Consider the following 13,503-nt stretch of genomic DNA (forward strand, 5'->3'; position numbering starts at 1 on the left):
TGGCCGACTCTGCACCGCAGCGATGGGACCGACGATGACTGAAAACGCCTCGAGCTCGCACGAAGGGCGATCAGGAACCCGATTCGGCGTGTACGAGTTGCGTAGCCTCCTCGGCCGAGGCGGAATGGGTGAAGTGTACGAGGCGTACGACACCTCGAAGGATCGCCTGGTCGCTCTCAAGTTGCTCCATCGAGAGCTTGCGGCCGACCCGTCATTCCAAGCTCGTTTCCGCCGAGAATCTCGCACCACCGCCGCCCTGAACGAACCGCACGTGATCCCTGTGCACGACTGGGGCGAGATCGACGGAGTTCTCTTCATCGACATGCGATTGGTCGAAGGTCATACGTTGCGAGCCGAGTTGACCGAATTCGGCCGACTCACGCCTGTACGAGCCGTCGACATCGTCTCGCAAATCGCGTCGGCGTTGGACGCCGCCCATGCCCGCGGGCTCATCCATCGTGACGTCAAACCAGACAACATCATTCTCACGAACAACGGCTTCGCCTACCTCGTCGACTTCGGAATCGCATACTCACAGACGGACACGAAGATCACCACCGAGGGAAGCGCAGTCGGTTCGTATGCATACATGGCGCCGGAGCGGTTCGGAATCGAAACGCCGACGGCCGCAGCGGATGTCTATTCCCTGGCTTGTGTCCTCTACCAATCACTCACCGGAACAACACCTTTCAACACCACAAGCATCGAGCATCTGGTCAATTCGCACCTGAACGCTCCGCCGCCACGCCCCACACTGGCGGTTCCGTCGCTCCCGCAAGGCCTTGACGCCATCGTGGCTCGCGGCATGGCAAAGGATCCCGCACACCGCTATCCGACTACGGGAGCGCTCGCACTCCAAGCGCGGCAGGCCCTCTCGACGACCCACACCCCCGGTGCCGCCGGCGGATTGCAACCCACGATCGTCGGGCAGCCCACCTACACCACGGCGAATCCCGCTCACGGGAACTACACGCACATCGTGACAAAGACCAAGCGAAACCGAGCACCGATCGCGATCGGTGCGGCTGGAATTGCACTCGTTCTGGCCGCAGGAGGCACGGCGGCCTGGGTGACGCTGGGGAATTCGGGCCCCGAATCACTAACCGCTGTAGCAGCTTCCACCGCCACGTCGGCACCGGCACCCATTCAGGATCCGGTCAGAACGCCGATGCTCGAGCCGCTACCCACCGCCGGACAGCAGGCAACCACGACCACGCGGGCGCCGAACTCCGCCACGAAGAACGGCGATCTCGGGGTGAGCAAGCCGATCACCGTCCCCTCATGCAAAGGAACCGGAATCGTGGTGTTGGCCAATGCCACCGATCCGGCAACGTACGCCAGCGAGATCCAGAACTACCTCGACGCGTTCCCCGGCTCGAAATACCTACGCACAGACCAGTCCTGCCCGTCACTGCGTCAAGTCTCCGATTCGGGGACGGCGATCTACACGGTGTATCGCGAATCCGGGAACACCGAGTCGAAGATCTGCAAGGACGTTCGCGCAGCAGGTGGCGACGCTTACGGCAAGTGGCTCGATACCACTACCGACCCGTCGACGCGGATGACTTGCTGAGGGCGTAAGTGGCTCAGCCCCAGCTGGCCTGCGCGCCCAGGCTCGCTTTGTCCACCCGTTCCAGCCGACTCTCCGTGTACGACGCGATCTGATCCACCACCACCCGGACCCGGGCACCGTCGTCCGCGGCGCGTTCCCACGCGGGCAGCAGGATCGGATCGAGCCCGGCCGGCGCAGTTGCCAGCAGCCATTCCGCGACGCGATGAACACGATCACGCTGCCGATCCTGACGCGCCTTGTGTCCGGCGTCGGACATCACGTAGTACAGCGCCACGGTCTTGAGCAACGCCACCTCGGATGCGACGGCCTCGGGTATGTCGAGGTCGGCTTGATAGCGCGAGAGGGGTCGGTCACCGTGTGTCAGCCGGGTGCTGGCGATCGCCGCGGTGGCGAAGCGTCCCACCAATTCACTCGTCAGATTCTTCAATGCGACGGAACTCCCTAGCGTTCCGTCGAAACTTCCGACCCCGCGTACGACGGGGAGTTCGGACAGCCGTTGGGCGGCTTCGATCAGATCGTCGACTACCAATCCGCGAAACTCGGAGGCCCCGAGTTCTGCCAGTGCGCGCTGCTCGGACGGATCGGCAAGCGAGCGAAGGTCGATGCGGCCTGCGATCACCCCGTCCTCCACGTCGTGCACGGAATAGGCGATGTCATCGGCCCAGTCCATGACCTGAGCTTCCAGGCATTGCCGACGCTCGGGCGCTCCCTCGCGAACCCAGGCGAGCACCTCTGCGTCGTCGTCGTATGCCCCGAACTTCGCGCCGGGCTCAGGGCGGGTCCAGGGATACTTGATGGCTGCGTCGAGTGACGCCCTGGTGAGATTGAGGCCTGCGCTCAGACCGTCGGGGCGCAGGATCTTGGGTTCGAGGCTGGTCAAGATCCGCAGATTCTGCGCATTGCCCTCGAAACCTCCGCAGTCCTTGGCGACTTCGTCGAGGGCCTTCTCGCCGTTGTGACCGTACGGTGGGTGCCCGATGTCGTGCGCGAGACCGGCGAGGTCCACCAGGTCCGGATCGCAACCGAGTCCGTCGGCAATCCCTCGCCCGATCTGCGCAACCTCCATCGAGTGTGTCAACCGCGTACGAGGCGTGTCTCCGTCGCGCGGGCCGACAACCTGGGTCTTGTCGGCCAGCCGCCGCAAAGCCGCGGAGTGTTGGACGCGGGCCCGATCTCGCGAGAAGTCCGAACGATGCTGCGCCGCTGCGATCTGCGAACCCGGCAACCCCGCTCGCTTCGGCGCCTCGACAACACGACGTTCGAGGTCGTGTTCGGAGTAGGTGCCGCCTCCGTAGGTGGTGTGAGCTGTCATGGTCTCTATTGCCCTGCCGTGTAGGGGAAGTCTGCCGAGAAGTGCGTGAGCTGATACCAGAGCAGTGCGCCGGTTTCGCGAGCGATTCCGTGTAACTGGGATTCGCGGGTGAACACAGCCGGGCCTTGACGAGTAGGTGCGGTCCACGCCTGGAGTCCTGTGTCGCGGGCCATCGTCCGCGTTCGCAAGGAGTGCCACGGGTCACTGACCAGGACAGCGGAATTGATTCCCTGCGAGGACATCTCGGCGCTCACCGCGTCGATACTGAGCAGTGTGTCCGAACCGGTCTCCACCGCGGTGATCGCACTCGAAGGAATTCCGCGATCGGTCAGATACATCTTTCCCGACGCCGCTTCGGTGTACTCGTCACCTTCTTGTTTGCCGCCGACAGTGATGATCTGCGGCGCCACTCCGCGCTTGTACAGCTTGTACGCCTGCTCGAGTCGGGCCTCGAAGACGGACGACGGAGTGCCGGAATACTGAGCCGCGCCCAGAACGACTATCGCGTCGGCCGGCCGCGTGTCGTCGATGCGCGCCACCTGCCACACCCGGAACGCAGTACCCCCGACCAGAACCACGGCCATCAACACCGCACCGGCGATCAGACGGCGCGTCCAGCGAGCCAATCCTGCCCCGAAGCCGCCCGCCCGCGAGGGTGATGGGTCGTGGGGGCGGTTACCGAAAGCAGGTTTCACTCCCGCAATTCTGCCAGTTCGCAGCGATCACCTCCGATGCCGACGCGCCACAACGGATAGATTTGCGTCATGGCCCTCGCACCACACTTCGCGCAGTTGTCCTCGGTAGAGCAGAGTCGGACAACCACCCGACCCGTTCGGCGTCGGGGAAGCGCCGCCGCCGTCGCTGCGATTTTCGCTCTGCTGGCGCTCGTCTTCAGTCCTGCGCTCGCCTCGGCGGACGCCCCGATGGTGTTGCCGAATCACATCACCGACACCTCCGGGGTCCTCGATTCCGGGCAACGCAGCGATATACAAGCCGCGATCGATCAACTCGGCGAAGACCACCAGATCGATCTGTGGGTCGCGTTCGTCCCCGATTTCAACAACCTGGGTGGCCAGGCGTGGGCACAGCAGACAGCCACGAAGTCGACGCTGAGTACCAAGTCCGTCCTGCTTGCAGTTGCCACGGCGGAGCGTGCTTACTACCTCGATGTGCCCGCTGAGCTGAGCAACATCACGGATTCCGACATCGAATCGATCAATACCGACGCGGTGGAACCGGCTCTTGCCGAGGATGATTGGACCGGCGCGGCAATTGCCGCAGCCGGCGCACTCGGCGACGCGAACAACACGAGCGGCGGAATGGGAGTCGGAACACTCCTCATCGCGGGCGGCGCTGTGGTGGTCGGGACGGGCGGCGTGGTCCTGTACTCACGCAAGCGCAAGAACGACAAGAACAAGGCAAGCGTCGAAGCCGCGAAGAACATCTCCCCCGACGACATCGCCAGCCTCAACGCACTCCCGCTGCCGACGCTCGACGAACGCGCGAAGGAGATCCTCGTCGAGACGGACAACGCGATCGCCGGCAGCCAGGAGGAACTCGATCTGGCCCGCAGCGAGTTCGGAGATTCCGCCGTCGCACCCTTCTCGGCAGCATTCGACAAGGCCAAGGCCACCCTCGCCGAAGCCTTCGCGATCAGGCAGCGACTCGACGACGCCATCCCGGAAACTCCCGATCAACGCCGCCAGATGCTGATCGACATCATTTCCTCGTGCGGTCGAGCCGACCAAGAACTCGAAGCTCGCGTCGAGGAGTTCGACGGGCTTCGCGACCTTCTCATCAACGCCCCCGCCCGTCTCGATGCGTTGACGCAGAGTGTTGTTTCTCTCAGCGTGCGCTTGCCCGAATCCGAGGCGATTCTGACCAAATTGAAGGATCAATTCCCCGCGCCGACGCTGGCATCTGTCGTGAACAACGTCACGATGGCGAGTGAGCGCCTGACGCTCGCCGAGAAGTCGATCGAGGAAGGACGAGACGCGACGGCACTGCCGGCCGGTAAGCAAGGCGCTGCCGTCACTGCGATTCGCACCGCCGAAGCCGCCCTCGATCAGGCACGCAAGCTACTCGACGGCGTCGATCACGCCGCCGACGACATCCGAAACGCCATCGCGACACTTCCGTCCGCGATGGACGACGTCCAGCAGGGCATCACCGCTGCGGACGCTTACCTGGCGCAAGGCGGGCAGAAGTTGGCGGACGCGAAGGCCGCAGCCCAGGCAGCGTTGGCGAATGCTCAGACGTCGAAGGACAGCGATCCGCTGACAGCCTTCAACCAGATCGTCGCAGCCGACGCCCAACTCGACGCGCTTCTTGCCGACGCTCAGGAGCAGAAGCAGCAGCTCGAACGTGCACAGCAGCGCCTCGCCCAGGACATTCTGGCCGCACAGGCTCAGGTGACCGCTGCAGGCGACTTCCTCGGAACCAGGCGCGGCGCGATCGGGGCGGAGGCGCGCACTCGCTACGCCGAGGCTCAGCGGCACCTGCAGGCGGCCCAGCAATTGCAGGCCTCGGATCCGTCGAAGGCACTGCAACACGCCCAGGCCGCGACCACCTTGGCGACGCACTCACTTCGCGCCGCGCAGAACGACGTCAACACCTGGGAAGCAAACCAACGACCCCGCGGTGGCGGCGGCGATGCGACGGGAGCGATCCTCGGCGGCATCCTGATCAACAGCATTCTGCGAGGTGGCGGAGGGCCCCGCTCGTACGGCGGACCGAGCAGCAGCGGACGCTCCGGTCGCGGTGGCGGCGGCGGTGGTTTCGGCGGCGGGGGCGGCGGCCGAACCAGTCGAGGCGGCGGCGGCCGGTTCTGACGGATCCCGTCGAGGTAGTAAAATCCCTACTTTGTTCACGACCGCACTCGTCGTACGCTTCATCCGGCAAGTCGGGATCACAGATCATACGAAGGTGTTATGGAAAGCGTCGCCCCGCAGATAACCGTCGTTGTACCTACATACAACGAGCGTGAGAACCTGCCAAAGCTCGTCGATCGCCTCGCCGCGTTGAAGATCCCGAACCTGCACGTCCTCGTGGTGGATGACAACTCCCCCGACGGAACGGGCGAGGTTGCGGACAAGTTGGGTATCGACGGTCCCATCCCGGTCGGAGTGCTTCACCGCACGGTCAAGGACGGACTCGGCCGTGCTTACGTCGCGGGCATGAGCCGGGCTCTGGCAGAGAACGCAGACATCGTCATTCAGATGGACGCAGATCTCTCGCACCCGTCCGAAGCGATCCCCGCCATGATCGAGATCCTCACCACTACCGACGCGGCAGTCGTTCTCGGCTCCCGCTACGTCGAAGGCGGCGCAGTCGCCGGCGACTGGCCGTGGCACCGCAAGGCCTTGTCCGCCTGGGCGAACTTCTACGTCAACGCTATTCTGCGACTGCATGTCAAGGATGCGACCGCCGGCTTCAAGGCGTGGCATGCAAAGACCTTGCGCGACATCGACGTCGAATCGGTGCAGAGCAACGGCTACGCGTTCCAGGTCGAGATGAACTACCGAGTTGTTCAGCGCGGCATGAAGATCGCCGAAACGCCCATCCGCTTCGAGGAGCGCACCGAAGGCGTCTCCAAGATGAGTCTCTCGGTTCAGTTGGAGTCTGCACTGGTGCCGTGGAAGCTCAAGTTCGGCAAGAAGTCCCTGTGACCTCGGCGGCCGATCGAAAGTAGTCGGCCGTCTGCGTGTCCGACGGGTAGAACGATTCGATCGCAATCTCTGCGAGCGTGACGTCGCGCGGCGTACCGAACACGGTGGTGGTGCTGAACATCGCCAGTTCGGTATCGCCGACGCGTACACGCAACGGAACCAGCAGGGAATTCGCGCGGTCGTCGTGCCAGTCTCCGCCGCTCGGATAGGCGCGCAGCTCGTCGAGCAACGACGACAGCTGCGCATCCGCACTGACCTCCACTTCCCGAGCCAGCCTTGTGAGCAGGTGGGCCCGCCACTGCGCGAGGTTCACGATCCGCGGCGCCATGCCCTCAGGATGCAAGCTCAGACGCAATACGTTCACCGGTGGTTCCAGGAGGAAATCAGCGGCGCCCGCGGTCAAAATTCCCACGGCCTGGTTCCCGGCGACCATCTCCCACTGCTGATCGACCACCACGGCCGGATACGGGTCATGCGCGTCGATGATGCGATCGATGGCCTCACTCACCGCTGACATCGGCGCTTCTGCCAACGACTTCTGCGAGTACTCCGGCGCGTGGCCACTTGCCAGCAGAAGCGTGTTCTGTTGTCGTAGAGGAACATCCAGACATTCGGACAGGTGAAGAATCATGTCCCGGCTCGGCTTGGAGCGGCCGGTTTCAATGAAGCTCAGATGCCTGGTCGACACTCCTGCCGCGGCCGAGAGACCCAACTGAGTGAGCCTTCGCCGCTCCCGCCACCGCTTGAGTTCGGAGCCCACGTCCATCGTCTCGAAGGTCATTCTTTCAAGTTAGCGACCCGAGGTAGCCGAGGCCATGACCTCAGAGGTAATCGACCCGAAGCAGTTTCGGAGGAACAGTGGTCTCAGCCGGCGAGGCCGCCGGACATTCACCACCGGAAACTGATCAAGGGAGCGACCATGAGCGACTTCGACGCAATCGCCGACGCCTACATCGACATGTGGAACGAAACCGATACCACCGCCCGTAAAGCACGGGTCGAGCAATTGTTCGCACCCGGCGGTCGCTACACCGATCCGCTCGCGGACGTCACCGGACACGATCAGATCGACGCGATGATCAACGCTGTGCAGCAACAATTTCCGGGCATGCACTTCACCCTCGTCGGACCGGTGGACGCGCATCACCGACAGGCTCGATTCGGTTGGACTCTCGGCCCGTCGGGGGCCGAGTCACTGATCGACGGATTCGACGTACTCGAACGCGACGACGACGGCCGGGTGACGCTTGTCCTCGGGTTCCTCGACAAGGTGCCTTCGGCCTGAATCGGGACTACCACCGACAGCGTTCGTCACGAAGGCTGTCGGTGGTTCGTGGCATCATCGGTGCCGATGAACGCCGACGGATTTACCTGGTCCACACCGATTCCCGAGTCCGAGGGTGCTGAGTACGACGCTCACACGCTGACCGTCAACGGCCTTCCCACCGTCTATCGAACCGCCAAGACGACGCCGACCAAGCTCGGTCAGTTCGTCACACTGTGGCGCCGTTCCGCGGCCGGGCCCATCCGCCCCTTCGACATCGGCGACCGCGTGATGCTGTTCGTGGTGAAGGTATACGACGAAGAGCATTCGGGGCACTTCGTCTTTCCCGTCGAAACCCTCGTCGAACACGACATCGTCTCGACGAACTTCTCCGGCGGTAAGCGCGCTGTCCGGGTCTATGCGCCCTGGGTTACGCCGACCAGCGCGCAAGCAGTCAGAACTCAGCGCTGGCAGATTCGGCATTTCGGCGAGTTCCCTGATGTACTCAGCTCGACTGTGTTCAGCTCAACTGCGTTCAGCTCAACTGATACGTCGCGATGATGACGCCTGTTGTCGTAGGGACGCTGTCGGTGAGGGTGAACTGAGCGAGCGCAGCTCCGTCGGGGAACAATCTGCGCCCGGTTCCGAGAACCAGCGGATGTATCAGCAGAGTGTAGGTGTCGACGAGACGTCGCTCGGCCAAGGACGTGATCAAGTCGCCGCTGCCCAGAATCACCAGATCCGGGCCCTCACTTTCCTTGAGCGTGGCGACCGCGTCGGCGGCATCACCTTTCAACAAGGTCGAGTTCTTCCACGGCAGCGGTTCACCCAAAGTCCTTGACGCTACGTACTTCTGCGTGTTGTCGAGCACCTCGGTAAACGGATTGTCGGTCTGAAACGGCCAGTACGAGGCGAAGTTTTTGTAGGTTTTGCGTCCGAACAGCAACTCCGATTTCTTCGCCATCCCCTCCCCCATCTTCTGCGCCATGACGGAATCGTTGAAGGGTGCTGCCCACCCACCGTGCTCGAATCCGCCACGACGGTCCTCGTCCGGCCCACCAGGTGCCTGCATGACACCGTCGAGAGTCACGCTGTTGGTCACGCTGAGTTTTCTCATAACTTCGATCCTGCGCCTGAAGGACCATCGGGGAAAGAGAAAACGGGCGGTCCTTCTCGATTGAGAAGGACCGCCCGTCAGCTTCGAACGAGAATCAGGAGCCGATCAGCCGTGCGGCCAGGTAGCTTTCCACCTGATCGAGGGCGACGCGTTCCTGCGCCATGGAGTCACGCTCACGCACCGTCACAGCCTGGTCTTCGAGAGTGTCGAAGTCGACCGTGATGCAGAACGGTGTGCCGATCTCGTCCTGGCGACGGTAACGACGACCGATGGCGCCGGCGTCGTCGAACTCGACGTTCCAATTCTGACGCAGCTGCGCTGCAAGATCTTTGGCCTTCGGCGTCAGGTCCGCGTTACGCGAGAGCGGCAGAACGGCAGCCTTGACGGGAGCGAGTCGACGATCCAGGCGGAGCACTGTGCGCTTGTCGACGCCGCCCTTGGAGTTGGGCGCCTCGTCCTCGGTGTAGGCGTCGACCAGGAAGGCCATCAGCGAACGCGTGAGACCGGCCGCCGGCTCGATGACGTACGGCGTGTACCGCTCGCCCGTCGTCTGGTCGTAGTAGTTCAGCTCGGTGCCCGAGTGCTTGGAGTGCGTCGAGAGATCGAAGTCGGTACGGTTCGCGATACCTTCGAGCTCGCCCCATTCGCTGCCCTGGAAGTGGAAGCGGTACTCGATGTCGGTCGTGCCCTTCGAGTAGTGCGAAAGCTTTTCCGGCGCATGCTCGTACAGACGCAGGTTGTCCTTGTTGATACCGAGGCCGGTGTACCAGTCAAGGCGGTAGTCGATCCAGTACTGATGCCACTGCTCGTCCTCGCCCGGCTTGACGAAGAATTCCATCTCCATCTGCTCGAACTCACGGGTGCGGAAGATGAAGTTGCCGGGGGTGATCTCGTTGCGGAAGCTCTTGCCGATCTGGCCGATGCCGAACGGCGGCTTCTTACGCGAGGTGGTCAGCACGTTGGCGAAGTTCACGAAGATGCCCTGAGCGGTCTCGGGGCGAAGGTAGTGCATACCCTCTTCGCTCTCGACGGGGCCGAGGTACGTCTTGAGCATCATGTTGAAGTCGCGCGGCTCGGTCCACTGGCCGACGGTGCCGCAGTCGGGGCAACCGATGACATCCATCGAGACGTCGTCCGGGTTGTCGAGCTTCTTCTTCTCCGCGTACGCCTCCTGCAGGTGATCCTGACGGTGACGCTTGTGACAGTTGAGGCACTCGACGAGCGGGTCGTTGAAGACACCGACGTGACCGGACGCGACCCACACCTCGCGGGGCAGGATCACCGACGAGTCGAGGCCGACGACGTCCTCGCGGCTGGTGACCATGTTGCGCCACCACTGGCGCTTGATGTTCTCCTTGAGCTCGACACCCAATGGGCCGTAGTCCCATGCGGACTTGGTACCGCCGTAGATCTCACCGCACGGGTAGACCAGGCCTCGCCGCTTGGCGAGATTGACAACGGCTTCGATCTTGGACTTGGGTGCCACTCGATTGCTCTCCATCTGGGTAATAGATGCATGATTTTCGTGCGCTTTTCGCACCATCAGCCTATCTGGCGGCTGCCACGCACTTCCGTCCAAGGTTGACATGCATACTTGTGCATATCAAAATGAAAGTGATTTGCAATAATGTGGTGAGATGGCTATGCCCGGACATCATGATCTACCCCTCGAAGGAGCCTCGCTGTGAGCATTGCGGATACCGGCGATCTCCACAAAAGCCATGATCATTCCGACCTCGGACACACGCATGACCCGTTCGAAGCCGCACCGCCCGCGCCCGTGCCGCCCAAGGAAACCCTGGCGGCCGCCGGCGAAATTCTGCGGGCGCTCGCTGCACCCGTTCGGATCGCGATCGTGCTTCAGTTGCACGAGTCGGAGCGTTGCGTTCACGAACTCGTCGGAGCTCTCGGTGTCACTCAGCCACTCATCAGCCAGCATCTGCGCGTACTCAAAGCAGCGGGCGTCGTCCGCGGCGAGCGCAACGGACGAGAAGTTCTCTATCGACTCGTCGACGATCACCTCGCACACATCGTCGTCGACGCTGTCGCCCACGCCGAAGAAGGATGAGATTCCACCGCATGAACACCCCGGGCAGTACGACCTCGAAACGTGGACCGGCCACAGTCGGCGTTCGTTCCACGAAACAGCGCAGCGCCATCTCCGCCCTGCTCGACGACATCGACGAATTCAAGTCGGCACAGGAATTGCACGACGAACTGCGCAAGCGAGGTGAAGGCATCGGCCTGACCACCGTCTACCGCACGCTGCAGGCACTCTCCGACGCCGGAACCATCGACGTCCTACGCACCGACACAGGTGAGTCCGTCTACCGACGCTGCTCCTCCGGGCACCACCATCACCTGGTGTGCCGCAACTGCGGATTCACCGTCGAGGTCGAGGGCCCGACGGTCGAGCAGTGGTCACAGACCATCGCCGAGGACAACGGTTTCACCGAAGTGAGTCACACCGTCGAGATCTTCGGCACCTGCCGCGACTGCGCCGCCGCCTGAGAGCGTCAGGGAATCAAACCCTGCCGGGCGGTATCGGCACCGGTGAGCGCCAGTAGCAACATCGTGGTCAGTGCCTCGTCGTCCAGTCCGGCGGCAGGGAACGTGTAACGCAGGATGACGTCCGCCAGACTGCCGTGGCCGAACACCGCGATGGAGCCGAATTGGATGGTGCGATTCCGCTCGGCCACCTTGCGATGCAGTGCCGCGCTCACCGGTCGGTCCCATGCGAGAACGCACGTCATGGACAGCACGTCCAGACCCTCGGACAGATTCATCGCCTGGATGGAACACAGCGCGCCGGAGTATTGGAAACCCAGTGATCCGTCGGCAGCAACATCGACCGTCACGAAATGCGCCAGCGAGGCGGCCGCGCGTTCTTGTAGGCGGGCTGCTTCGTCGGTGGTGTCGGTCATGTTCTCCCCTGTCATTTGACGCCACCGAATCTACGGTCACGTGAGGCGTACTCGACGCAGGCGGCCCAAAGGTCGCGGCGGTCGAAATCGGGAAACAGCTTCTCCTGGTACACCATTTCGGCGTAGGCGGATTGCCAGATCAAGAAATTGGACGTCCGCTGTTCCCCCGACGGACGCAGGAAGAGATCGACGTCGGGCATGTCGGGTTCGTCGAGGTACTTGGCAACGGTCGCCTCGGTGATCTTGTCCGGATTGATCTCACCGGCCGCGACACGCTTCGCGATTTCCTTTACCGCATCGGCAATTTCGGCCCGGCCGCCGTAGTTCACACACATGGTCAAGTTCATGACGGTGTTGTTCTTGGTCAGTTCTTCGGCGATCTGGAGTTCCTTGATCACGCTGGCCCACAGGCGTGGCTTACGACCGGCCCAGCGAACACGCACACCCATTTCGTTCATCTCGTCGCGTCGACGGCGGATGACATCACGGTTGAAGCCCATCAGGAATCGAACCTCGTCGGGACTGCGCTTCCAGTTCTCGGTGGAGAAGGCGTAAGCGGAGAGCCACTCGACACCCATCTCGATGCACCCGCAGACGGTGTCCATCAGGACAGCTTCGCCGCGTTCGTGCCCGGCGGTTCGGGGCAGACCGCGCTCCTGCGCCCATCGTCCGTTGCCGTCCATCACCAAAGCGACGTGGCGCGGGATCAGTTCGGTCTGCAGGATCGGCGGGGTCGCCCCGGACGGATGTGGGTCCGGTGGTCGGATCACCCGGTCAGCAGCAGAATCAAGCGGAGTTCGCGGTTCGCGTCGTCGAATCACGTGTTCCATCCTGCCTCACGGGCAAGTCGACCTCGACGGCTGCATGCGGCCTCGAACGCTCGATCAGCGGCAACGTCCGCAATTGGCGCTCGAGATGCCACTGCAGGTGTGCCGCGACCAGTCCGCTGGCTTGCGTCCGCAGCGTCGCGGGCGCCGAATCGGTACCCTCCCACTCCCCTCGGAGCAGGGCTTCCATCAAGTCGAGCACTCCGGGCGACGGCGTCGCAGCACCCGCCGGGCGGCAATAGGTACACACGGCTCCGCCTGCGGCGACATGAAAGGCCCGGTGCGGTCCAGGAGCACTGCAGCGGGCGCACTCTTCGAGGGCAGGCGCCCAACCCGCATAGCCCATGGCTCTCAACAAGAACGCGTCGAGCACGAACTCGACCGGTCGTGCCTGCTCGGCAATCGCACGCAGCGCTCCCACCGTCAATCGCTGAAGCTGCGGGGCCGGCGCGCGTTCCTCGCCGGCCAACCGCTCGGCAGTTTCGAGTACGGCGCAGGCCGTGGTGTACCGGCTGTAGTCGTCGACGATGTCGGTGGCGAATGCGTCGACCGTCTGCACCTGAGTGATGATGTCGAGATTCTTGCCCGGAAGTAGTTGCACGTCGATGTGAGCAAACGGTTCGAGTCTGGCACCGAATTTGGAGGTGGTTCGGCGGACACCTTTGGCCACGGCACGTACCAACCCGAACTGACGGGTGAGCAACGTGACGATGTGGTCGGCTTCGCCCAGTTTGTGCAGGCGCAGCACCACTGCCGTGTCTCGATACAACCTCACTCGACCAGTGTCCCACGTTGTACCGACGACCGATCCCGATGCC

At 63.1% G+C, this 13,503-nt stretch carries 15 protein-coding genes; 7 read left to right on the top strand and 8 right to left on the bottom strand.

What is annotated here, in order from left to right:
• Window positions 1-34 precede the first annotated feature (34 nt).
• A complete protein-coding gene (locus KTR60_RS17485) occupies window positions 35-1,573 on the top strand; it encodes a serine/threonine-protein kinase (protein ID WP_372455481.1) in 1,539 nt (512 codons plus the stop codon).
• A gap of 13 nt (window positions 1,574-1,586) precedes the next feature.
• Here the strand turns inward: KTR60_RS17485 and KTR60_RS17490 are convergent, their stop codons facing one another.
• Entirely contained in the window at window positions 1,587-2,885 is a 1,299-nt protein-coding gene (locus KTR60_RS17490) for a deoxyguanosinetriphosphate triphosphohydrolase (RefSeq protein ID WP_003941643.1), read from the bottom strand.
• A gap of 5 nt (window positions 2,886-2,890) precedes the next feature.
• Window positions 2,891-3,469 carry a YdcF family protein gene (locus tag KTR60_RS17495; protein WP_128638009.1) on the bottom strand — a complete coding sequence of 193 codons (579 nt, stop codon included), beginning with the start codon at window positions 3,467-3,469 and terminating at the stop codon, window positions 2,891-2,893.
• Window positions 3,470-3,649: 180 nt separating this feature from the next.
• On the opposite strand from KTR60_RS17495, the gene KTR60_RS17500 reads away from it, so the two are divergent.
• Both KTR60_RS17500 and KTR60_RS17505 read left to right on the top strand, forming a co-directional pair.
• Window positions 3,650-5,716 carry a TPM domain-containing protein gene (locus tag KTR60_RS17500; RefSeq protein ID WP_064113212.1) on the top strand — a complete coding sequence of 689 codons (2,067 nt, stop codon included), beginning with the start codon at window positions 3,650-3,652 and terminating at the stop codon, window positions 5,714-5,716.
• A gap of 99 nt (window positions 5,717-5,815) precedes the next feature.
• A complete protein-coding gene (locus tag KTR60_RS17505) occupies window positions 5,816-6,553 on the top strand; it encodes a polyprenol monophosphomannose synthase (protein ID WP_003944487.1) in 738 nt (245 codons plus the stop codon).
• Here the strand turns inward: KTR60_RS17505 and KTR60_RS17510 are convergent.
• Entirely contained in the window at window positions 6,528-7,334 is an 807-nt protein-coding gene (locus KTR60_RS17510) for a helix-turn-helix domain-containing protein (protein ID WP_054827649.1), read from the bottom strand. The two genes, KTR60_RS17505 and KTR60_RS17510, sit on opposite strands and share 26 nt — an antisense overlap.
• Before the next feature lie 138 nt (window positions 7,335-7,472).
• On the opposite strand from KTR60_RS17510, the gene KTR60_RS17515 reads away from it, so the two are divergent.
• Both KTR60_RS17515 and KTR60_RS17520 read left to right on the top strand, forming a co-directional pair.
• Entirely contained in the window at window positions 7,473-7,838 is a 366-nt protein-coding gene (locus KTR60_RS17515; RefSeq protein ID WP_054826187.1) for a nuclear transport factor 2 family protein, read from the top strand.
• Window positions 7,839-7,886: 48 nt separating this feature from the next.
• Window positions 7,887-8,378: a MepB family protein gene (locus KTR60_RS17520; protein ID WP_193595203.1), complete on the top strand. Its 492-nt coding sequence runs from the start codon at window positions 7,887-7,889 to the stop codon at window positions 8,376-8,378.
• Here KTR60_RS17520 and KTR60_RS17525 read toward each other — a convergent pair.
• Entirely contained in the window at window positions 8,353-8,934 is a 582-nt protein-coding gene (locus KTR60_RS17525) for a dihydrofolate reductase family protein (protein WP_228401088.1), read from the bottom strand. The two genes, KTR60_RS17520 and KTR60_RS17525, sit on opposite strands and share 26 nt — an antisense overlap.
• Window positions 8,935-9,028: 94 nt before the next feature.
• Entirely contained in the window at window positions 9,029-10,420 is a 1,392-nt protein-coding gene (locus KTR60_RS17530) for a glycine--tRNA ligase (RefSeq protein WP_003944491.1), read from the bottom strand.
• A gap of 198 nt (window positions 10,421-10,618) precedes the next feature.
• On the opposite strand from KTR60_RS17530, the gene KTR60_RS17535 reads away from it, so the two are divergent.
• Both KTR60_RS17535 and KTR60_RS17540 read left to right on the top strand, forming a co-directional pair.
• Entirely contained in the window at window positions 10,619-11,002 is a 384-nt protein-coding gene (locus KTR60_RS17535; protein WP_003944457.1) for an ArsR/SmtB family transcription factor, read from the top strand.
• Between the two features lie 11 nt (window positions 11,003-11,013).
• On the top strand, window positions 11,014-11,445 hold the full coding sequence (locus KTR60_RS17540; RefSeq protein WP_003944514.1) for a Fur family transcriptional regulator: 432 nt from the start codon (window positions 11,014-11,016) through the stop codon (window positions 11,443-11,445).
• Window positions 11,446-11,450: 5 nt separating this feature from the next.
• Here the strand turns inward: KTR60_RS17540 and KTR60_RS17545 are convergent, their stop codons facing one another.
• From KTR60_RS17545 to recO, 3 genes are read right to left on the bottom strand one after another with little or no spacing between them, the layout of a single operon-like run.
• Entirely contained in the window at window positions 11,451-11,873 is a 423-nt protein-coding gene (locus KTR60_RS17545) for a YbjN domain-containing protein (protein ID WP_019749000.1), read from the bottom strand.
• Window positions 11,870-12,688 carry an isoprenyl transferase gene (locus KTR60_RS17550; protein WP_228401089.1) on the bottom strand — a complete coding sequence of 273 codons (819 nt, stop codon included), beginning with the start codon at window positions 12,686-12,688 and terminating at the stop codon, window positions 11,870-11,872. Before KTR60_RS17550 ends, KTR60_RS17545 begins: the two co-directional genes overlap by 4 nt.
• On the bottom strand, window positions 12,645-13,460 hold the full coding sequence (gene recO / locus KTR60_RS17555; RefSeq protein WP_029255636.1) for a DNA repair protein RecO: 816 nt from the start codon (window positions 13,458-13,460) through the stop codon (window positions 12,645-12,647). The genes KTR60_RS17550 and recO overlap by 44 nt, the downstream gene beginning before the upstream one ends.
• Window positions 13,461-13,503 lie beyond the last annotated feature (43 nt).

Source organism: Rhodococcus sp. C1 (assembly GCF_020809065.1).
GTDB lineage: Bacteria > Actinomycetota > Actinomycetes > Mycobacteriales > Mycobacteriaceae > Rhodococcus_F > Rhodococcus_F qingshengii.